Origin of the sequence: Nocardia pseudovaccinii (genome assembly GCF_050942345.1) — a bacterium.
Lineage (GTDB): Bacteria > Actinomycetota > Actinomycetes > Mycobacteriales > Mycobacteriaceae > Nocardia > Nocardia pseudovaccinii.
In genome coordinates this window covers 912,231-931,143 of sequence record NZ_CP192074.1, presented here as the reverse complement: position 1 = coordinate 931,143, position 18,913 = coordinate 912,231, and the positions used below count along the sequence as shown (strand labels likewise).

Sequence of the window (18,913 nt, the reverse complement as noted above, 5' to 3'; positions counted from 1 at the left end):
ATCGACCCATGACAGAGCAGCAGGGCACCGATGAAGAACCCGTAATCGAGGTCGATCAGACCGATCGTCGCTCCATCGCGCCGTTCATCGCGGCGGCCGTCTTCGCCGCTGTCGTGCTGGTCGCGATCGTGCTCGGTGCGGTGCTTTCGCCCGCTGAGAAAAATGTCACAGAATCGGACAAGATCGCGGCCGCGGTGCAGCGCTACGCGGAGGCCCGCGCCACCACCGACAGCACGCCGCCGCCTGCCGTGGCCTGTCCGGGCTTCGACGAGAGCAAGACGCCGCTCGCCGGTCAGTTCGGCGGGGCCGCGGCCGGAAAGTCGATCAAGGTGACCAAGATTGAGAATGCGATGGTCGACGGCGATAAGGCCAAGGCGACGGTGACCATCGCGGTCGACGGCCGGGAAACCCCGGCAACCTGGAATCTGACCCGCTCCCAAGACCGATGGATCGTCTGCGGTTGATTCCTTGTGCGCGGTGCGAAATGGGGTTTGACATGGCGGCCCCTACCCAGGCAATCTCATTTTCAGGTCATGAGTACCAGCGCCAAGCCCCGGCTGGCTGGTCGGCAACCCTCCTCCGCGGTGGGGTGCTCCGGGTGACGACCTGGCCGTGTACCGAAACCCAGGTGCGGCAAGCGTGGATTCACAGGAGGATCGCATGACATATGCCGGTGACATCACCCCACAGCAGGCGTGGGAGTTGTTGCAGGACAATCCCGAAGCTGTCTTGGTAGACGTGCGCACCGAGGCCGAATGGCGTTTCGTCGGTGTGCCGGATACGACCTCGATCGAACGGCCGACGGTGCTGATCGAATGGGTCGACAGCAACGGCGCCCGCAACGGTGAGTTCGTCGAGCAGCTGACCAAGGCGCTGGAGGGGCGGGATCCGGCCGCACCCGTCGTCTTCCTCTGTCGCTCCGGACAGCGTTCCATCGGTGCGGCGGTCGCCGCGACCGGGGCCGGCATCGCCCCGTCGTTCAATGTGCTGGAGGGCTTCGAAGGCCCGATCGATGAGCTCGGACATCGCGGCGGCTCCGGCTGGCGCGCCATCGGCCTGCCCTGGCGGCAGTCATGATCACCGGCGGTTCGTTCGACAAGCCGCTGCCCGAGGGCGTCGGTCCCGCGACGCTCGGCGTGCGAGGTGGCCTGCGCCGCTCGGGATTCGAGGAAACCGCCGAGGCGCTGTATCTGTCCTCCGGTTTCGTCTATGAGAGCGCCGAGGCGGCCGAGGCCGCGTTCACCGGCGATATCGAGCATTTCGTGTACTCCCGCTACGGCAACCCGACGGTCGCCATGTTCGAGGAGCGGCTGCGTCTGATCGACGGCGCCGAAGCATGTTTCGCTACCGCGAGCGGCATGTCGGCCGTATTCACCGCGCTCGGTGCGCTTCTGGGCGCGGGCGATCGACTTGTGGCCGCGCGCAGCCTGTTCGGCTCGTGCTTCGTGGTCTGCAACGAGATCCTGCCGCGCTGGGGCGTGGAGACGGTCTTCGTCGACGGCGATGATCTGGATCAGTGGGAGCAGGCGCTTTCGGTGCCGACCCAGGCCGTGTTCTTCGAGACACCGGCCAATCCGATGCAGACGCTGGTCGACGTGCGCCGGGTGACCGAACTCGCACACGCCGCGGGCGCGAAAGTGGTGCTGGACAACGTCTTCGCCACGCCGCTGCTGCAGCGCGGTTTCGAACTCGGTGCGGACGTGCTGGTGTATTCGGGCACCAAGCACATCGACGGTCAGGGCCGGGTGCTCGGCGGTGCGATCCTCGGCGCCCAGGACTACATCGACGGTCCGGTGAAAAACCTTATGCGCCATACCGGTCCGGCGCTGAGCCCGTTCAACGCGTGGACCCTGCTCAAGGGCTTGGAGACCATGCCGCTGCGTGTGCGCCACTCGACCGAATCCGCACTGCGCATCGCCAGCTTCCTCGAGAGCAACAAATCCATCTCATGGGTGCGCTATCCGTACCTGGAGTCGCATCCGCAGTACGACCTGGCGACCAGCCAGATGAGCGGCGGCGGCACCGTGGTCACCTTCGAACTGAACGCGCCGGAGGCCGAGGCCAAGAAGCGCGCCTTCGAGGTCCTCAACCGCCTGCGCATCATCGATATCTCCAACAACCTCGGCGATTCCAAAACCCTCATCACCCATCCCGCCACCACAACCCACCGCGCCATGGGACCTGAAGGGCGCGCCACCATCGGCCTGTCCGACGGTGTCGTCCGGATCTCGGTTGGGCTCGAGGATGTCGAGGATCTGCTGAGCGATTTGGACTACGCGCTCAGCTAGACGTGACGTTGGTGGCCGGTTTCCGGCGGCAGGCGCCGCCGGAAATGCGGCCGACCTTCTTTACATAGACGTGGATCAGGTGCCAGGACCAGCGGGCGATGATCGCCGCTGGGCACCTAATTCGCAGGTTTCGGCGAAGAGTTCTGCGCCCATTTGGTCGTACCGTCGGGCGCGTTGAGCGTCTCGAACAGTTCCACGGCCGAAAGCATCAGGACCGGTCCCCCGGCAGCAATTGTCCCCAGAATGCCGCCGATCCCCGCACCGGCGATCGCGGCAGGTATGCAGCCGACCGCGAACAGCGGCAGGCCCACAATGCATCCGGTGACGCCCCCTACGACCAGGCCGATCACGGTGCCGACCCATGTGCCGAGCGTGGCGGCGAGCCCCAATCGGGTCGAGAACTCCGCCATCGCGGCCTGGTTCTCGACCGGCGATGCGATCGGCGTCGCGGTCGGCGCGGCGGCGGGTCTCAGCTCACCGGGCGTCAACCGCAGCTCCTTCGCGTCTTTGCTGAGTGTGGAGTCGACTGTGAGCACCTTGTCGCCCACGGTGAATCGCGTTGGCATGACCAGCACGGGTGCGCCGCTCTCATCGCGAATCGTGAACGAGCTGTGCTCGTGGTCGAGTTCGAAGGTCCCTCCCGAGAGCGTGGTTGTCACAACACGTTCCACCGAGGTGACCTTGTACTCGATGTCATGTTCGGCGGGCGCTTCCGCGTGGGCGGTTACCGGCGCGATTGCCGCAACACATGCGATACCGATCGCCGCGATGCGCGAGGTTTCGATCACGAAATGTCCTTTTCTATTTCCTGGTCGGGCATGTTCTATTTCCTGGATCAGGCATGCGAGACGGACCTGCGCATCCCGATTGTCGTTTCACCGCAGGGCATTCCGGTCCCGAGCCAGCAGCGGTCGGCACCGAAGAAATCGGCGAAGTCCTCGATCAGCTCGAAACTGGAGATGGCATCGATGTCCACGCCTCAGTCGCCATCGTGCCCATCCGAGAAGTAACTGGGGACGCACGCGCGATCCAGCCGGGCGGGATACGGGTCGCCCAATCGGACCGGTAGGTGGCCCTTCCGATACGCACGGTCCACGTGGATCTGCGATAGCGGTTCGGAACCGAGTGCCCGGAACTCCCACCGTGATCCCGTGGCATCCGGTTGCCAACCGTCCGGATCGATCGCGTACACCCGCTGGACCAGTCGGTCGACGACGACGATGGCGTAATGGGCGTTGTGTCTCGCGGCGGTGCTCACCCGCCACCATCGCCGATCTCGCTCGTAGAGCACTTCGGACGACCGGAGCGCAGACGGCCCGGCATCCGGCCACGGCTGCGAGATGATGAGCGCAATACGTTCACCGACCGCAGTGAGGGTGCCCCAGCGCTGATAGGTATGCGCCCGGTCCAGGCCAGTGACGGCGGCGACGTCGCCCAGCCCCGCCGTATGGTCGAGGGCGGCGGCGGCAGCTTCCAACATCCCGGCGTCGATCTCGTTCGCGAGCACACTGTGCACTCGCAGCAGGGCCAGTTGGAACTCGCGCGCCTGCACGAATTCCAGCTCACCGTCTTCATAGCGTGTCCAAGCCTGTGGTCCGAGCCCGCTCAGCTGGCCGGCAAGTCCGACGAGAATGGTCCGCACGGATCGTGACAGCCATAACCGTTCAGTTGCCCACATATCACGAGAAAAGGCATACCCGCCGCCTTCTACTTGCACATCGGTCATAGCCAAGGACTCTAGCTCGGAGATCCCCCCAGTTCACAGATTTACCGGATCGATCTTAATTAAATTTGCCCCGAATAGCCCTCTGATAGCTAGATATTCGCTATCGGCCAAGCGGTTGGTTCGTGGCTACCTCTTGCTCGATCTCGAAAGACACCAGCCGAAACGGTCTTCCGGTCCACGACTTCGGCTCGAACAAAACCTGGACCCCCGATAGCAGACCTTGGGCGAAGCGAATGCCCGATGCCCTCCCCCAACCGATCGGCCAGCGTAACGATATGGCATCCCACCAACGACGTCTGGGCATATGTGCGTTCCCGAACACTGTCGATGCTCGAAAAGGGAGTACACACTGATTGCGCCACCGACGAATCCGATGACATCCACGGCCGCCGAACCCGCCGCCATGGCCAACCGGTTCGATTGGTCGATCATTCACGCCGACGACACGCTGGTGGTGACGTTCGGAGCGGAACGGGCCGGAATCGAGCTACCCGCTCCACTGCGAATCGGCGTGGAGTTGTTCTTCCAGGACAACGGCCTATCGGGACCCACCATCGCGATCGGTGGTCCGGTCGGGCGCCATATCCGGCTCGTCACCGGCATCAGCAAGGCCGACCGGGCCATCGAGTACCTCCAACACTGCGGGGCGGTGCTCCACGTCGGCCGCGCCGTATGGCCCCTACCTCCCGTTTCGGGACTCGGCTTCGCATGGTCGGCGGACGGCGGGCACGGCCATCGCATACCTCCGCTCGTAGCGGTCGCCGCCGCGGTTCGAGCGGTACGCCTGTACACCCCCGATGGACTCGAGCAATTTCCGGGGCAAAGTCACCAGGTGACCGGCAGTTCGTGGACGCCGTAGATATTCATGTCGGTCCTGAGTTTCACCTCGTCGGCGGGGATGGCGAGTTCGAGGGTCGGGAGACGACGCAGCAGTCCATCGAAACCAGCGCGCATTTCGATGCGGGCCAACTGCTGGCCGAGGCATTGGTGGATGCCGTGGCCGAAGGCGACCAGACCGCGGGCCCTGCGGTGGATGTCCAGGGTGTCGGGGTTGTGGAAGCGCCGGGCGTCGCGGTTGGCGGCCAGTAGCGAGATGACGACGGTCGATCCCTTGCCGATCGTTTCGCCACCGAGTTCGATGTCCTCCGTGGCGTAGCGATAGAAGATGTCGGCAACGGACAGGTAGCGCATGAGCTCCTCGACCGCATCGGGCACCAACTCCGGGTCGGCGCGCAGTTCGGCCAGCTGCTCGGGGTGCTCCAAGAGCGCGAAGGTGCCCAGTCCCAGCATGTTGGCGGTGGTTTCGTGCCCCGCGAGCAGCAGCAGGAAGGCGATGCCGGTCAGTTCCTCGATGGTGAGGTCGTCATCGCGGGCCAGGTCCGACAGGATGTCCTCGCCGGGTTCGGCGCGTTTGCGCGTGACAAGTCCGGCCAGGTACATGGTCATCGCCCCGTACGCGGCCATCTTCTCCTCGAGCGCCTGGTCCTTGACCAGGAACTTGGCGGAGTTGACCTGGAAGGTGTCCCGGTCCTCGTAGGGAACACCGAGCAGTTCGCAGATCACCAGCGAGGGCACCGGCAGCGCGAACGCCTTGACCAGGTCGACCGGCGGGGTCAGACGCGCCATCTCGTCCAGCTGCCGTTCGACGATGTCGATGATGTGCTCTTCGAGCTGCTTCATCCGCTTGACGGTGAAGGCGCCGGTGAGCTTGCGGCGCAGCCGGGTGTGGTCCGGCGGGTCCATGGCGACGAACAAGCCCGGGATCTGCGGGGAAGGTTCGGTAGCGACCGGCATGCCGGGGGTCTCGTACGGCACGTGGACAATGCCGATGTCCTGGCGAGAGCTGAACCGGGTGTCGGCCATGAGCTGGCGGACCTCCTCGTAGCCGGTGACCAACCAGCCCTCGTGACCGTCGGGGAAGACGAGGGGACTGACCGGGCGAGCCTCGCGCAGCCGGGTGATTTCGCGAGGCGGATCGAAAGGGCCCGCATTGCGTTCCATGGGGAGGCCGTGGGGGACGGGAACCGTTTCACTCATTGGGTTTTCCTGATCAGGTAGTAGAGAAAAAGTTGGAAAGCGGGCGCTAATCGCCGGAGACGATGGTGATCGCGCCGGACGGACACACTTCGGCGGCCTCGCGCACGGCCGCTTCCCGCTCGGGCGCAGGTGTGCGGTCCAGCGGCACCACCCGGCCGTCCTCGGCGTCCTGGTCGAACACTCCGGGGGCGGTCAGTACGCACATGCCTGCGCCGATGCAGCGCTCCCGGTCCACTCTGAGTTCCATCGGTTATCCCTTGTTCCAAATGACCGGGAAGGAGCGCGCGTCGTAGATAAGCGCGTCGGTGCGCAGCTCGATGGCATCGGGGATCGCCTTGTCCCCGTATGGCTTCCGCGGTCCAGAAGCTGAAGTTGCTGAACTATTCACATGAACACTGTCGCCAGCCCGGCTGATATCGACCTGACACCGACCTGACACGTCCACCGAGACGGCGTTCGCCCTGGTCAGACGGCCGCAGCCGCACCCAGCGAATTGCCGGCCAGCACAACGCCGTCCATCTCCGTGACGGTCGGAGCCCCTACCGGCGTTGATCGCCGTACCGGTTCGAAGCGGCCACGTGGCCGTTCGGAAAATCAACGGGGCCGAGATCATGTCGGGCAGCCACACCGCAGTTCGAAGTGCGACCACCGGCAAGCCGACCGCGCCCGGCTGCACGACGCTGATGTGGCGTCGTGCGGCCGGTGAGCGGTATGGCGTGGGCAGCGCCGGTGTGCGGTGCTGTCGTGGCCGCGGAGCCGGGTGCACTAGGCGGCGATAGCGTGCCGAATGATGATGTTGCCGTATGAGTTTCGCGCATAGACCTGCACGGTGTCCTCGTTGCGCTCCGCCCGGCCGACCGGTTGCATCTGGTTCTGCACGGTGCCGTACTGGGCGTTGGTTTCCACCCGGGCCGCGCTGCCCGGATGGATGCCTACCTCCAGCTCGCCCATGGAGGTTTCCAGCCGGAGCACGCCGCGCGATGCTTCGCCGATGCGGATATTGCCCTTGGCGGCTTTCGCGGTCACCGAACCGAGCGGGCGCTCGACGATGATGTCTCCGGCGGCGATCTCCAGGTCGCACTGGCCGAGTTCGCCGGTGCCCAGCAATCGGCCCACACCGGCGGTGCCCTCGAGCCGGGAGCCGGTGGGCACCTCGATGGTCACCTCGATCGACGGGTTGCCGCCGAACGGTGTGTAGGTCCGCCAGTCCTTCGGCGTTTTCACGGTCAGGGTGCCCGCGACGAAATCGACCTCGGTCTGCTCGGCCGCGCGCACGTCGCCCTTCTTGGACGCATCGGCCGGCCGGACATCGACGATGGTGTCGGTGCGATCGGAGGCGATGACCGTGACGTTGCCCGAGAGCACCTCGACGGTGACGGCGATCGGTTCCGGGGTCTGGAATGTAGTCATGGCTGTTACTCCTTCAGCGTGGTGTGTCGGCCGGGTCAGCGGATCCAGCCGGTGGTTGCGGTGTTGTTGACGTGAACACTGTCGCGAGCCCCGCTGATATCGACCTGACATCGATCTGACATGCGCACTGACACGGCGTTCGGCCTGGTCACAGCCGACAAGGAGTGACGGACAGGCACCGGTCCACCCGCGACAAGGCCGCATATCGCGCGATCGGCGGCATCGAATCGCCTGCCCCGCAGCGTGTTCCGCCATCGAAGCGTCGTCACCCGAGGGGCGGCCCGCGCTGACCTCTCGTTCACGGCAGAATGGTCCGGGTGCAGATCGGAATGCTTGGACCGCTCGAAATCCGACTAGACGACGGCGGATTGATCGAGGTACCGGGCACCCGGCTGCGGGCGCTGTTGATCGCCCTTGCGCTCGAACCCGGCCGCGCGGTCCCGAAAGCGACGCTGGTCGACTGGATTTGGGGTGAACAGCCGCCCTCCGACGCGGCGAACGCCTTGCAGGCACTGGTCTCCCGGCTGCGGCGGGTGGTGCCGGACGGGTCGCTCGACGTGCAGGCGGGCGGATACCGGCTGACGGTGCGATCCGACGCTGTCGACGCCGTGCGGTTCGAACAGCTTCTCGACCAGGCACGCGGCGGTGCCGACGCACAACAGGCCGAGCTGCTGCGCGAGGCTCTCGACCTCTGGCGCGGTGCGCTGATGCAGGACATCGGTGTGCAGGACAGTGAAGCCGCCGACGCCGTGCTCACCCGGCTCGAGGGACTGCGCCTGGCCGCGACGGAGGATCTGTACGAAGCGGAGATCCGCCTCGGCCGGGGTGCGGAGCTGGTCGCCGAGCTGACCGAGCTGGTGGCCCGGCATCCGGTGCGGGAACGGCTCGTCGCCGCGCTGATGCGGGCATTGGTCGCCGCGGGTCGTGGCGCCGAAGCGCTGGTCGTGTACCAACGGGCCAGGGAAGCACTCGCCGACACGCTGGGCGTGGATCCCGCACCGGAACTCTCCGCTCTGCACGTTGCGCTGCTGCGCGGCGAAATCGGAGCGCAGGACAACGAACGCAAGACGAACCTGCGGGCCGAGTTGACCAGCTTCGTCGGCAAGAACGGGGACATTGCCGCGGTGCGCGAACTCATTGCGGCACATCGGCTCACCACGGTGACCGGGCCCGGCGGCTCGGGGAAAACCAGGCTGGCCCTGGAAACCGCACGCACCCTGCTCGACGACCTGCCGGACGGGGCCTGGCTGGTCGAACTGGCCTCCGTCGGCGCGGGTGATGACGTGGCGCAATCGGCGATCGCCGCACTGGGGCTCCGGGATGCGCTGCTCGGCGCCGCACCGAATGCGGAACCGATGCACCGGCTCATCGCGGCGCTGCGCGAGCGCGAGACGTTGTTGATCCTGGACAACTGCGAACACGTGATCGACGCCGCGGCGGCATTCGCCCACCGGCTGCTCGGGGAATGTCAGCGGCTGCGGATCCTCGCGACGAGCAGGGAACCGCTCGGCATCACGGGCGAGGCGTTATGGCAGGTCGTGCCGCTGGCGTTGCCCGCCGAGGACGCGGACCCCGGCGAGATCGAATCCTCCTCCGCCGTACAGCTGTTGCGGGACCGGGCCGGTGCGGTGCACAAAGATCTCGCGGCCGATGCCCGCACACTGGCGACCATGGCGCGCGTCTGCCGGGCGCTCGACGGGATACCACTGGCGATCGAACTGGCCGCGGCCAGACTGCGCACCATGTCCCTCGATCAGCTCGCCAACCGCCTCGACGATCGGTTCCGCCTGCTGACCGGCGGCAGCCGTACCGCGATCCCGCAGCACCGGACGTTGCGAGCGGTGGTCGACTGGAGCTGGGAGCTGCTCACCGACGCTGAACGGATGGTGCTGCGCAGACTCTCGGTGTTCTCCGGCGGCGCGAGTTTGGAGGCGGCCGAGCAGGTCTGCGCGGACACGGGCGCGCCCGAAGGGCAGGGGGGCGGGAAAAACACGGCGGTCGAGCGGTGGGAGGTGCTGGAGCTGCTGACCGCGCTGACCGAGAAATCGCTGCTGCTCTCCGTAGCGGACAGTGCTCCACCCGCCGGCTCGGCCGGTGAGCCGCGCTATCGGATGCTCGACACGATCAAGCAATACGCCCGGGAGCGGCTCGTTGCGTCGGGGGAATCAGATCTTGTACGCCGAGAACATCTTTCGTACGTCACCGAACTCGCCGCGACCGCGGAGCCGCACCTGCGCCGCGCCGACCAGCTGGAGTGGCTCGCCACGCTCGAGGCCGAGCACGACAACATCGCCGTCGCGATGCGCGGCGCGCTCGCGGCAGGGGACGCGGCCGGGGCGATGCGGCTCGCGGCGGCAGCGGGCTGGTACTGGTGGCTCAGCGGGCACAAGGCCGAGGGCATGGAGCTGATCACCGCGGCCGCCGACCTGCCCGGCGAGGTGGACGATGAGACCCTGGCCATCGTGTACGGGCTGATCGTGCACTTCATGTCCTCCGGACCCAATGACGAGCGCCAGGTGGACGAATGGATCCACAAGGCTTACCGGTTCAGCCTGCGCAGTCGGTCCCGCTACCCGCTGCTGTCGTTCACCGCCGCGCTGGAACACATGTTGCAGGGACCGGACCAGTATCTGTCCGCGTTCGAACCGCTGCTCACCGACGAAGACCCCTGGGTGCGTGCACTGGCCCGGCTGCTCCTCGGCAGGATGCGGATCGTGCTCGGCCAGGACGGGCGGGAGGCGGACGAGTATCTCGAGACCGCGCTGGCCGAGTTCCGGGCCATCGGCGAGCGCTGGGGGATTTCGTTCGCGCTGACCGAGCTGGCGGATCGCATCGCCGTGCGCGGCGAATTCGCCACTGCCTGCGAGTATTTCGATCAGGCGATCGCGGTGGTCACCGAGGTGGGCACGATCGACGATGTCGTCCGAATGCGGTCGCGGCAGGCTCAGCTGTACTGGCTGCTGGGCGATGCGGAGGCGAGCGCGGCGGCCATGGCCGAGGCGCAGCGGTGCGCGGATCAGTCCGCTTGGCCGAACACACTGGCTGTTCTGGCACTGGAGAAGGCGGAACTGGCCCGGTGGAGCGGCGACACCGAGCAGACACACCGGCAGATCGAGGTCGCGACGACCGCACTGGGCAGCGATGCGGAGCAGGCGCAGATCAGGGCGGTGACACACAACCTGCTCGGCTACCTCGCAGCCGGTCTCGACGAAGCCCGCGAAGAATACGCGGCGGCCTTCCGGGCGGCGTCCGAGGCGGGATACGCGCCCCTCATCGCCCAGGTACTCGTCGGAATCGCGGACCTGGCGCTGCGTGCCGACCGAATCGAGCAGGCCGCGCGCCTGGTCGCGGCGAGTGCCGGAGTACGCGGACTGCCCGATCGTTCCCAACCGGATGCGGCCCGCATCGAGCAGACAGCACGACATCGCCTCGGTGAAGCGCGCTTCACCGAGGCGATGACCGAGGGTGCGGAGGCGGACTGGCGCGAACTGGCCGCGACTACGCTCGCTTGTTGAACGTGGCACGTGACCACAGGTATCCGACGATGGCGAACCCGGCGCACCAGGCCAGCGCGGCGGCCGTGTAGCCGCCCGACGGGTGACCGTTCAGAAATCCACGCAACGCTTCGATGATCGGTGTGAAGGGCTGATACTGCGCGAACTGCCGAACGCCCTGTCCCATCTTGTCGGCAGGCACGACCGCGCTGCTCACAAAGGGCAGCATGATCAGCGGCACAACGCCCATGCCCGCGGATTCCGGGGTTTTCGCAGCCATACCCAAGGCGACCGTGAGCCAGGACGCCGCGAAAGAGGTTGCCGCCATGATGCCGATCGCGCCGAGCCAGTCGAGCGCGGTCGCGGGCGGCCGGAACCCCAGCGCGAAGGCCACACCGATAACGGCCGTGATGGCAACCGCGTTGGTCAGTATGGTGGCCACGACGTGACCGGTCAGTACGGCGCTACGGGAGACATCCATGACCTTGAACCGGTTGATGATGCCCTTGGCCATATCGGAGCTCACCGATACCGCGGTGCCGGACAGCCCGTAGCTGATGGCCAGCAGGATCATGCCCGGTGTCGCGTAATCGATGTAGTGCTCGCCGACATCGAAGGCGCTGCCGAACACGTACACGAAGATCAACATCATCACGACCGGCATCAGAGCCGCGTTGAATACCGTGACCGGAGTCCGGGCGATGTGTTTGAAGTTGCGCCGCAGCATGATCGTCGAATCGGCCAGCGGTGCGGAAATGGTGCTCATTGTGCGTTGGCCTCCGTGGTCGCGTGACCGGTCAGGGAAAGGAAAACATCATCGAGGTCGGGGGTGTGGACGGAGACCTCATCGGCCTCGATCGCGATTTCGGCGAGCCGATCCAGCAGGTGGCGCAGTGATTTCGTGCCGCCGTCGCCCGGCACCCGCAAGGTCAGGGCCTCGTCGTCGCGGGTGGAGCCGGGCAGGATGCCCGCCGCCGCATCCAGTTCCACGACAGTGGTGAACCGGAGCCGGATGTGGCTGCCCGGTACCCGGCGCTTGAGATCGTCGGGACTGCCCTCGGCGACTATCCGGCCCTGGTCGAGCACCGCGATCCGGTCGGCCAGCTGATCGGCTTCCTCGAGGTACTGCGTGGTGAGGAAGATCGTCACACCACCGGCCGTCAAATCCCGCACGATCTCCCACATCGTGCGACGGCTACGCGGATCCAGCCCCGTTGTCGGCTCGTCGAGGAAAACGATTTCCGGCCTGGTGACCAGCGTCATCGCCAGGTCCAGCTTCCGGCGCATACCGCCGGAATAGGTCGCTGTCCGCTTTCGCGCCGACTCCACCAGATCGAATCGTTCCAGCAGCTCGGTGACCACCCGCTTGGCCTCGCCGCCCCGCAGACGGTGCAGATCCGCCATCAACTGGAGGTTCTCTTCCCCCGTCAGCAGATCATCCACCGCGGCGAACTGGCCGGTGACTCCGATCGCCGCGCGCACCGCTTTGGTCTCGGACGCGATATCGTGCCCGGCGACATGCGCCGTGCCGCCATCGGCCTTCAACAGCGTGGTCAGCACGTTCACTGTCGTCGTCTTGCCCGCCCCATTCGGACCGAGCAGCGAAAAGATCGTCCCCGCACCGATATTCAAATCAATGCCATCGAGGACGACCTTGTCCCCGTAGGCCTTCCGCAGCCCGGAAGCCGCAATTGCTGAAGTTGTCATGCGACGACTGTCATCGGCCGACCTGATACTGACCTGACACCGACCTGACACGTCCACTGACACGGTGTTCGACCTGGTCAGCTCGGATTCGAGGGTTAGGCCGTCGGGCCGCAGGCGATGTCGAGGAAGGCTCCGCGGAGCAGCGCGGTGATCCGCTCGGGCGAGGCGTCACGCAGTCCGTCGAGCTGGAGCAAATGTCGGCCGACGACGGTGCCGATGGTGATCGCGCCGATGAGCCCGGCGCGCAGGTCCGCATCGTCGTCGGCCAGATGCTCGGCGGCTTGCCGCTGCCGGGACACCATGGCGAGACGCACTTCGGCGGCGGCATCGGGGTGGGTGAACATGGACCGGATCGCGGCGAGGGCGTCGGCGGGCTGCTGGGCGAGCTTGGTTTCGAGGGCCGTGAGCAGTTGGCCTGCCGCCTCTTCGGGTGTGCCGGTCACCATGTCCTCCTGTTCGAAACCGGAAGCCTGGGCGAAGAGGTTGTCTTTCGACCCGAAATAGCGCATCACCAGTCCGGGATCGGTCTGCGCCTCGGCGGCGATCGCGCGAATGGTGGCCCGGTCGTAGCCGACCTCTGCGAACAACCGCCGGGCCGCATCCAGGATCCGGGATTGTGTGCTCTGCCGTTGCTCGGCGCGGCTGAGAGGGCGAGAATTCATGGGCTCAGTCTACGGCCGTTGACCGAATCGAAGTTCCATGCTAACTTTCAGTCAACAACCGTTGACTGAAAAGAAGGTGGCTCGCCATGTGGCAAACGATGCTGTTGTCAGCACTGTCCGGACTGTTCGGCGCGAATGCGGTCCCGCATTTCGTCAAAGGCATGGTCGGCGAACAGTTTCCGAATGTGTGGGGTAACGATCCGCTGCGCAATGCGGTGGCAGGCACCTTCGGACTCGCACTCGCGGTCGTCATCGGATACTGGGCCGACCTACCGTCGCATGTCTACGCGGGAATCGGTGCAGCCCTGCTGGGCGCGCTGCTGATGGCGGTATTCCACGGCCGCGGCGGGGCTTATCGACTCAACTCCGCCTTAGGGCTCGCGAACCCGTCTCGCATATAGCTTCGGCGTTATTGTCATACTGTCAATACAGCCTCGGGTTGCCCGGGGAGCGCTGGATCAACGACGAACCGAGGTAGGGCGTGACCACACCATCCACCGCCACAGGGTTTACCCACCCCGCCGGCTCCGCCGGCTGCCATCCCCCTGGACAGGGCCCGCTCGCGGGCATCAAGGTCATCGAGCTGGCCGGTATCGGCCCCGGTCCGCATGCGGCGCTGCTGCTGGCCGACCTCGGCGCCGATGTGGTGCGGGTACAGCGGCCCGGCATGCTGCCCGGCTTCATGGAGCGGCCGCAGTGGCGCGGGCGCACCATCGTCGAGGCGAATCTGAAGGATCCGGCGGATATCGAGAAGGTGCTCGCACTCGCCGAGAAGGCCGATGTGCTGATCGAGGGCTTCCGGCCCGGCGTCACCGAGCGCATGGGCCTCGGCCCGGATGCGGTGCTGGCACGCAATCCGCGGTTGGTCTACGGCCGGATGACCGGCTGGGGTCAGGACGGTCCGCTGGCCGAACGCGCCGGACACGACATCAATTACATTTCGCTGACCGGTGTGCTGCACGCCATCGGCCGCAAGGGCGAGCGGCCGGTGCCGCCGCTGAATATGGTCGGCGACTTCGGTGGCGGCTCGATGTTCCTGGTATTCGGCATTCTCGCGGCCCTTGTGGAGCGGCAGAATTCCGGTAAGGGGCAGGTCATCGATTCGGCGATGATCGATGGGGCGCTTGCTCTTTCGCACATGATCTGGGGCATGCGCGGCATGGGTCTGTGGTCGGATGAGCGCGGCACCAACCTGCTCGATACGGGTATGTCGTTCTACGACACGTACGAGACCTCGGACGGCAAGTACATGGCCGTCGGGGCGATCGAGGCGCAGTTCTACGCGGAACTGTTGCAGGGCTTGGAAATTGATCCCGAGGGCCTGCCGATGCAGCTCGATCCGAATGGCCAGGATCAGCTGAAGAAGCTGTTCACGGAGAAGTTCAAGACCAAGACGCGCGACGAGTGGGCCGCGATCTTCGACGGCACCGACGCGTGCACGACACCGGTGCTGACCTTCACCGAGGCAGAACAGAATCCGCACATTGCCGCCCGCACCGGATTGATCGAGATCGACGGTGTCGTCCAGCACGCGCCGGCCCCGCGCTTCTCGCGCACCCCTGCCGGTACGCCCACCCCGCCGCCGAGCGAGGCGACGCCGATCGAATCCGTCTGGGTGGACTGAAAACTACGGCCTTCTGAGCTAGTTCCGCGTCCATTCCGGCTGGGCGAAATGCGCGATCCGTGCGGCGTCGGGGTCTCGGCCGAGCAGTATGACTTCGCGGAACTGCCAGAGCATGGCACCGGTCGGTGCGTGGATGGTCATGTTCTCGGCGAGGCGCATCTGCAGGAGACCGGGGCCGTCGTAGGGCACGGAAGGGGCATCGGGCCGCAGATCCTGTTGTCGCACCGCCTCGTTCGGATGCACCCAATGCGGGACATCGTCGGCGGCCAGCCGGGCGAGATCCACTTGATGGACCGAGTGGACCTCGTCCGGACTTGGCCGCAACTCGGACGCGTCGGCGAGAGCCGCCACGATCGGCGTGATGACGAAACCCGATGCGGCGGGAAAGTCGTCGAGCCTGCCGAGCAGGTCGGCCGGGCTCGCGGTCAGTCCGAGTTCCTCGTGCAATTCACGTATTGCCGCCTGCTCAACGGTTTCCCCGTCGTCGACCCGCCCACCCGGCAGCGCCCATTGCCCGGCATTGCGCCCGCGATACGCGCGTCTGATGACCATCACCGACGGCGGACCGTCTACCGCCACCACGCACAACAACACCGCCGCGCGGCGAAGACCCGGTGCGTCGGCAACCTCCGTATGCGGAAATCCGCCCAACCGCGCGCTCGCCAACTCACGGAAGCCGTCAACACTATCGGGGACACGCGGTCCCGAAATGAGATCCATACCCTCGATATTGCACTACCCGATCAGTAGCAGGTGAGCGGTTGGAGGGGGTCGGCGGCGCGGGGGGTGAGGGCTTCGTATGCGGTGGCGATGGACTTCACCGCCAAACGGAGTTCGGGTTCGGGGTGGGTGAAGGGCAGGCGGATGAAGCGTTCGAAGGCGCCCTGAACACCGAATCTCGGTCCGGCGGCGAGCAATACACCGTGGTTGGGGGCGGTGGCGGCCAGTGCCGTCGAGACCGGAGCCGGTAGCTGCGCCCAGACCGACATGCCGCCGTCGCCGACGATCGTGCGCCAGTCCGGCAACTCCTCGCCGAGCGTGGCGAGCAGGGCCGCACGCTGGGCGCGGAGTTGATCGCGACGGCGGGTGAGGATGGTGCCCGCATTCTCCAGCAGGTGGATGGTGGCCAACTGATCCATGACGGGCGTGCCGAGGTCGACGGTGGAGCGGATGCCGAGCAGTTTGGTGATCAGTGACTGGTTGGTGCGGATCCAGCCGACGCGCAGACCACCCCAGAAGGATTTCGAGGCCGAGCCGATGGTGATGATCTCGCTGCCCTTGGCGAAGGCCGCGACCGGCGGCGGCGCGGTCCGGTCGGTCAGGCTCAGGTCCACCATCGACTCGTCGATCACCACGGTCATCCGGGTCTCACGGGCGATGGCGGTCAGTTCGGCGCGGCCGTCGGCGTCGAGCAGCAGGCCGGTCGGGTTGTTGAAATCCGGCACCAGGTAGGCCAGGGTGGCCGCGGTTTGCCTTGCGGCACTGCGGATTCCGTCGAGATCCCAGCCGGATTCCGGGGTTTCGGGACGCAGCGGCACCGGCACCGGGCGGGCGCCGACATCGCGGATCGCCTCGATGGCATTCGGATAGGTCGGGTGGTCGATCAGCACCCGGGCCGCGGGTGCGGTGAGCACATTGAGCAGCAGGCGCAGACCGTGCTGGGCACCCAGGGTGACCAGGATCTGGTCCGGTTCGGTGGGCAGGCCGCGTTCGGTGTAGCGGCGGGCCAGTGCCTCGCGCAGCGCGAGCACACCGACCGGATCCATACCATGCGTGCCGAGATAGGCCGGAAGACCTTGCAGTGCAACGGAGTACGCCTCCTGCATCTCCAGGGGCGCGGCCATCGCGGCGTAGGTCATATCGATGGTCGGCAGTTCCGGTTGCGCCATCATCGCCAGGATGCTGCGGGCCGGTTTGGTGCCGTCGTGCTGCACGTCGCGCGGGAGGGCGACGGTACTGCGCGAACCCTGACGGCTGATCAGGTAGCCGCGTTCGCGCAGCAGGCTGTAGGTGGAGGTGATGGTCGTGCGACTGACGCCGAGCGTGGTGGCGAGGTCGCGCTCACTGGGCAGTGCGACGCCGAGCGGTGCGCGACCATCGTGGATGAGCAGGCGGATGCCTTCGGCGAGAGCCAGATAGGCCGGGCGCGTCGACCGGCGCTCCCCCGGTTCGCCGTTCTCGTCCGCACTGCGCCAACTCCCCAGATCGCGGGCAAGGCTGGCGGCACCGATAACTCTCGTCGACATAAAGTCCAGTATTAGCGAAGTGGATATTCAATGACAAGGCCAGTGCGCGCACCCTTGCTTCTATGACCGCCCTCGCCACCCTCCTCGTCATCGCCGCCTTCGCCTATCTCGTCCACCGATTCGCCCCGCGGCGCCCGAGCGAGGTTTTCCGCCTCGAACGGTTCCACGCGCCGGGCCCGCTGACCGACTGGTCGCCTTCCTACTACGAAAACCAGCGTCAATACGCGGATCTCACCGCGATCTACGGCCGCAACGATGTGCCGGATCCGGACGCTCCGGCCCTCACACATCCCGAGCGGACCGCGCAGCGCCGGATCTCGAACCCGAGTTGCGGGGCGGTGAAGCCGACCGTCGGTGGTATCCAGGCCAGTTTTTGAGAACTGGACTGGTCTGATCGAAGATGTCGGACCGGGCGTGCACACTGACCGTATGAGTGCTTCCGCTCGCCCGGTCACCGGGTCGGCGCTGTTCGAAACCGCGATCGGCACCTGCGCGATCGCCTGGACCGACGACCACGTATTCCGATTCGGACTGCCCGAGGCGAGCCCCGCCGCGACGCGGACCCGGATCATGCGCCGCAGCAGCCGAATTCCGGACACCGAGGAAATTCCGGAGGCGAAACCCACCGGCCCGATCGCCGAAGCCATCGCCCGCATCCAGGCCCACCTCGCCGGGAAACTCGACGATCTGCGCTGGATTCCCGTGAGCACCAATGGAATTCCGGAATTCCACCGCACCGTCTACGAAGTCACCCGCGCCATCGACCCCGGCCACACCCTCAGCTATGGCCAGGTCGCCGACCGTATCGGCGCACCAGGCGCGGCCCAGGCCGTCGGACAGGCCCTCGGCCGCAACCCGATCCCTCTGATCATCCCCTGCCACCGAGTCCTGGCCGCCGACCACGCCCTCACCGGCTTCTCCGCCCCCGGCGGCATCACCACCAAACAACGCCTCCTGGAAATCGAACGCACCCCCGGCTTCGGTGAACCCACTCTCTTCTGACCAGAATCGCCTCGACCGCGTATATCTGCGCCGATATCCTTGATATACGACTAGATATCAAGGGGTTGCGCATGGCTCGGACTGTGATCGATGTCGATGATCAACTGCTTGCCGACGTCTCGAAAACGCTGGGTACCAGCACAAAAAAGGACACGGTGAATTCGGCGCTCCGTGAAGTGCTGGAGAACCGGCGACGGATACTTGCCCTGATACGACTGCAGGATGCCGCCGCCGACGGCGCCTTCGATATGGGTCTGCTCGAGGACAAGCGGAACTACCGGCGGTGAGCGCGGCCCAGTTCTTGATCGACACCAGCGCATTGGTGCCGATCATGAAACAGGATCCGGGCGCCTTCGCAACGTGCGGCAGCGGCGGGGCTGATCGCTGTTTGCCCGATCGTCGAGCTCGAGTTCTTCTACTATGCGCGTTCCATGGCCGATCGGGAACAGACCGTCGGCGACATGCGGGTGCTGTTCGGCTGGGAACCCGTCGATGATCGGGCCTACGCCCGCGCCTGGGAGGTTCAAGCCGAGCTCACCGAGCGGGGACGGCATCGCAGCGCGGGCCCGGTCGATCTCGTCCTCGCGGCCACTGCCGAGTTGCGCGGGCTGACTTTGCTGCATCGCGATCACGACTTCGACTGCATCGCCGCGGTGACCGGTCAGCCGCATCAGTGGCTGGGCTCCCAGAAAACCGTCGATCGGGCATAGTCTGGGC

General features: G+C 66.1%; 22 protein-coding genes and 1 riboswitch. Of the genes, 11 read left to right on the top strand and 11 right to left on the bottom strand.

The window, feature by feature from the left end:
* The first annotated feature begins 8 nt into the window (after positions 1–8).
* From ACQPZ2_RS04250 to ACQPZ2_RS04240, 3 genes are all read left to right on the top strand, one after another.
* Positions 9–464 carry an Rv0361 family membrane protein gene (locus ACQPZ2_RS04250; protein WP_433524381.1) on the top strand — a complete coding sequence of 152 codons (456 nt, stop codon included), beginning with the start codon at positions 9–11 and terminating at the stop codon, positions 462–464.
* 65 nt (positions 465–529) lie between these two features.
* A riboswitch (SAM riboswitch) is annotated at positions 530–646 on the top strand.
* A 14-nt stretch (positions 647–660) separates the two neighbouring features.
* The gene (locus ACQPZ2_RS04245; protein ID WP_040686280.1) at positions 661–1,077 is read left to right on the top strand and encodes a rhodanese-like domain-containing protein; all 417 of its coding nucleotides are present in this window, start codon (positions 661–663) and stop codon (positions 1,075–1,077) included.
* A complete protein-coding gene (locus tag ACQPZ2_RS04240) occupies positions 1,074–2,288 on the top strand; it encodes an O-succinylhomoserine sulfhydrylase (RefSeq protein ID WP_433524380.1) in 1,215 nt (404 codons plus the stop codon). The genes ACQPZ2_RS04245 and ACQPZ2_RS04240 overlap by 4 nt, the downstream gene beginning before the upstream one ends.
* 116 nt (positions 2,289–2,404) lie before the next feature.
* On the opposite strand, the gene ACQPZ2_RS04235 is transcribed toward ACQPZ2_RS04240, so the two are convergent.
* From ACQPZ2_RS04235 to ACQPZ2_RS04225, 3 genes are read right to left on the bottom strand one after another with little or no spacing between them, the layout of a single operon-like run.
* Complete coding sequence (locus ACQPZ2_RS04235) at positions 2,405–3,076, bottom strand: hypothetical protein (RefSeq protein ID WP_433524379.1); 672 nt, start codon at positions 3,074–3,076, stop codon at positions 2,405–2,407.
* 47 nt (positions 3,077–3,123) lie between these two features.
* Entirely contained in the window at positions 3,124–3,264 is a 141-nt protein-coding gene (locus ACQPZ2_RS04230; protein WP_433524378.1) for a hypothetical protein, read from the bottom strand.
* A gap of 3 nt (positions 3,265–3,267) precedes the next feature.
* The gene (locus tag ACQPZ2_RS04225; RefSeq protein WP_433524377.1) at positions 3,268–4,014 is read right to left on the bottom strand and encodes a hypothetical protein; all 747 of its coding nucleotides are present in this window, start codon (positions 4,012–4,014) and stop codon (positions 3,268–3,270) included.
* 373 nt (positions 4,015–4,387) lie between these two features.
* Here ACQPZ2_RS04225 and ACQPZ2_RS04220 point away from each other — a divergent pair, with 373 nt between their 5' ends.
* A complete protein-coding gene (locus ACQPZ2_RS04220) occupies positions 4,388–4,873 on the top strand; it encodes a hypothetical protein (protein WP_433524376.1) in 486 nt (161 codons plus the stop codon).
* On the opposite strand, the gene ACQPZ2_RS04215 is transcribed toward ACQPZ2_RS04220, so the two are convergent.
* From ACQPZ2_RS04215 to ACQPZ2_RS04205, 3 genes are all read right to left on the bottom strand, one after another.
* Positions 4,840–6,051: a cytochrome P450 gene (locus ACQPZ2_RS04215; RefSeq protein ID WP_433524375.1), complete on the bottom strand. Its 1,212-nt coding sequence runs from the start codon at positions 6,049–6,051 to the stop codon at positions 4,840–4,842. The two genes, ACQPZ2_RS04220 and ACQPZ2_RS04215, sit on opposite strands and share 34 nt — an antisense overlap.
* Before the next feature lie 46 nt (positions 6,052–6,097).
* Entirely contained in the window at positions 6,098–6,298 is a 201-nt protein-coding gene (locus tag ACQPZ2_RS04210; protein ID WP_433524374.1) for a ferredoxin, read from the bottom strand.
* A 518-nt stretch (positions 6,299–6,816) separates the two neighbouring features.
* Complete coding sequence (locus ACQPZ2_RS04205; RefSeq protein ID WP_433524373.1) at positions 6,817–7,461, bottom strand: hypothetical protein; 645 nt, start codon at positions 7,459–7,461, stop codon at positions 6,817–6,819.
* 308 nt (positions 7,462–7,769) lie between these two features.
* On the opposite strand from ACQPZ2_RS04205, the gene ACQPZ2_RS04200 reads away from it, so the two are divergent.
* On the top strand, positions 7,770–10,976 hold the full coding sequence (locus ACQPZ2_RS04200; protein WP_433524372.1) for a BTAD domain-containing putative transcriptional regulator: 3,207 nt from the start codon (positions 7,770–7,772) through the stop codon (positions 10,974–10,976).
* Here the strand turns inward: ACQPZ2_RS04200 and ACQPZ2_RS04195 are convergent.
* From ACQPZ2_RS04195 to ACQPZ2_RS04185, 3 genes are all read right to left on the bottom strand, one after another.
* Positions 10,960–11,721 carry an ABC transporter permease gene (locus tag ACQPZ2_RS04195; protein ID WP_433524371.1) on the bottom strand — a complete coding sequence of 254 codons (762 nt, stop codon included), beginning with the start codon at positions 11,719–11,721 and terminating at the stop codon, positions 10,960–10,962. The genes ACQPZ2_RS04200 and ACQPZ2_RS04195 overlap by 17 nt on opposite strands.
* Positions 11,718–12,662, bottom strand: coding sequence for an ATP-binding cassette domain-containing protein (locus ACQPZ2_RS04190; RefSeq protein ID WP_433524370.1), 945 nt, complete (start codon positions 12,660–12,662; stop codon positions 11,718–11,720). Before ACQPZ2_RS04190 ends, ACQPZ2_RS04195 begins: the two co-directional genes overlap by 4 nt.
* A 95-nt stretch (positions 12,663–12,757) precedes the next feature.
* On the bottom strand, positions 12,758–13,324 hold the full coding sequence (locus tag ACQPZ2_RS04185) for a TetR/AcrR family transcriptional regulator (RefSeq protein WP_433524369.1): 567 nt from the start codon (positions 13,322–13,324) through the stop codon (positions 12,758–12,760).
* Positions 13,325–13,410: 86 nt separating this feature from the next.
* On the opposite strand from ACQPZ2_RS04185, the gene ACQPZ2_RS04180 reads away from it, so the two are divergent.
* A complete protein-coding gene (locus ACQPZ2_RS04180; protein ID WP_433524368.1) occupies positions 13,411–13,725 on the top strand; it encodes a hypothetical protein in 315 nt (104 codons plus the stop codon).
* Between the two features lie 167 nt (positions 13,726–13,892).
* Positions 13,893–14,948: a CaiB/BaiF CoA transferase family protein gene (locus ACQPZ2_RS04175; protein WP_433527321.1), complete on the top strand. Its 1,056-nt coding sequence runs from the start codon at positions 13,893–13,895 to the stop codon at positions 14,946–14,948.
* An 18-nt stretch (positions 14,949–14,966) separates the two neighbouring features.
* On the opposite strand, the gene ACQPZ2_RS04170 is transcribed toward ACQPZ2_RS04175, so the two are convergent.
* On the bottom strand, positions 14,967–15,668 hold the full coding sequence (locus tag ACQPZ2_RS04170) for an NUDIX hydrolase (RefSeq protein WP_433524367.1): 702 nt from the start codon (positions 15,666–15,668) through the stop codon (positions 14,967–14,969).
* 23 nt (positions 15,669–15,691) lie between these two features.
* Positions 15,692–17,194 (bottom strand): PLP-dependent aminotransferase family protein, encoded by a 1,503-nt coding sequence (locus tag ACQPZ2_RS04165; RefSeq protein WP_433524366.1) that lies wholly within the window; start codon positions 17,192–17,194, stop codon positions 15,692–15,694.
* Positions 17,195–17,256: 62 nt separating this feature from the next.
* On the opposite strand from ACQPZ2_RS04165, the gene ACQPZ2_RS04160 reads away from it, so the two are divergent.
* From ACQPZ2_RS04160 to ACQPZ2_RS04145, 4 genes are all read left to right on the top strand, one after another.
* Positions 17,257–17,571, top strand: a complete 315-nt coding sequence (locus ACQPZ2_RS04160; protein WP_433524365.1) for a hypothetical protein — start codon at positions 17,257–17,259, stop codon at positions 17,569–17,571.
* A 52-nt stretch (positions 17,572–17,623) separates the two neighbouring features.
* Entirely contained in the window at positions 17,624–18,196 is a 573-nt protein-coding gene (locus tag ACQPZ2_RS04155) for a methylated-DNA--[protein]-cysteine S-methyltransferase (RefSeq protein WP_433524364.1), read from the top strand.
* A 71-nt stretch (positions 18,197–18,267) separates the two neighbouring features.
* Positions 18,268–18,483 carry a type II toxin-antitoxin system VapB family antitoxin gene (locus ACQPZ2_RS04150; protein WP_433524363.1) on the top strand — a complete coding sequence of 72 codons (216 nt, stop codon included), beginning with the start codon at positions 18,268–18,270 and terminating at the stop codon, positions 18,481–18,483.
* A gap of 54 nt (positions 18,484–18,537) precedes the next feature.
* Entirely contained in the window at positions 18,538–18,906 is a 369-nt protein-coding gene (locus tag ACQPZ2_RS04145) for a PIN domain nuclease (RefSeq protein WP_433527320.1), read from the top strand.
* Positions 18,907–18,913 lie beyond the last annotated feature (7 nt).

Bases quoted from the DNA above. Each gene is read 5' to 3' on its own strand.
- ACQPZ2_RS04160 (WP_433524365.1), top strand. From the start codon at position 17,257: ATGACCGCCCTCGCCACCCTCCTCGTCATCGCCGCCTTCGCCTATCTC.
- ACQPZ2_RS04250 (WP_433524381.1), top strand. From the start codon at position 9: ATGACAGAGCAGCAGGGCACCGATGAAGAACCCGTAATCGAGGTCGAT.
- ACQPZ2_RS04215 (WP_433524375.1), bottom strand. From the start codon at position 6,051: ATGAGTGAAACGGTTCCCGTCCCCCACGGCCTCCCCATGGAACGCAAT.
- ACQPZ2_RS04210 (WP_433524374.1), bottom strand. From the start codon at position 6,298: ATGGAACTCAGAGTGGACCGGGAGCGCTGCATCGGCGCAGGCATGTGC.
- ACQPZ2_RS04170 (WP_433524367.1), bottom strand. From the start codon at position 15,668: ATGGATCTCATTTCGGGACCGCGTGTCCCCGATAGTGTTGACGGCTTC.
- ACQPZ2_RS04180 (WP_433524368.1), top strand. From the start codon at position 13,411: ATGTGGCAAACGATGCTGTTGTCAGCACTGTCCGGACTGTTCGGCGCG.
- ACQPZ2_RS04195 (WP_433524371.1), bottom strand. From the start codon at position 11,721: ATGAGCACCATTTCCGCACCGCTGGCCGATTCGACGATCATGCTGCGG.
- ACQPZ2_RS04200 (WP_433524372.1), top strand. From the start codon at position 7,770: ATGGTCCGGGTGCAGATCGGAATGCTTGGACCGCTCGAAATCCGACTA.
- ACQPZ2_RS04240 (WP_433524380.1), top strand. From the start codon at position 1,074: ATGATCACCGGCGGTTCGTTCGACAAGCCGCTGCCCGAGGGCGTCGGT.
- ACQPZ2_RS04205 (WP_433524373.1), bottom strand. From the start codon at position 7,461: ATGACTACATTCCAGACCCCGGAACCGATCGCCGTCACCGTCGAGGTG.
- ACQPZ2_RS04225 (WP_433524377.1), bottom strand. From the start codon at position 4,014: ATGACCGATGTGCAAGTAGAAGGCGGCGGGTATGCCTTTTCTCGTGAT.
- ACQPZ2_RS04185 (WP_433524369.1), bottom strand. From the start codon at position 13,324: ATGAATTCTCGCCCTCTCAGCCGCGCCGAGCAACGGCAGAGCACACAA.
- ACQPZ2_RS04155 (WP_433524364.1), top strand. From the start codon at position 17,624: ATGAGTGCTTCCGCTCGCCCGGTCACCGGGTCGGCGCTGTTCGAAACC.
- ACQPZ2_RS04165 (WP_433524366.1), bottom strand. From the start codon at position 17,194: ATGTCGACGAGAGTTATCGGTGCCGCCAGCCTTGCCCGCGATCTGGGG.
- ACQPZ2_RS04150 (WP_433524363.1), top strand. From the start codon at position 18,268: ATGGCTCGGACTGTGATCGATGTCGATGATCAACTGCTTGCCGACGTC.
- ACQPZ2_RS04245 (WP_040686280.1), top strand. From the start codon at position 661: ATGACATATGCCGGTGACATCACCCCACAGCAGGCGTGGGAGTTGTTG.
- ACQPZ2_RS04220 (WP_433524376.1), top strand. From the start codon at position 4,388: ATGACATCCACGGCCGCCGAACCCGCCGCCATGGCCAACCGGTTCGAT.
- ACQPZ2_RS04190 (WP_433524370.1), bottom strand. From the start codon at position 12,662: ATGACAACTTCAGCAATTGCGGCTTCCGGGCTGCGGAAGGCCTACGGG.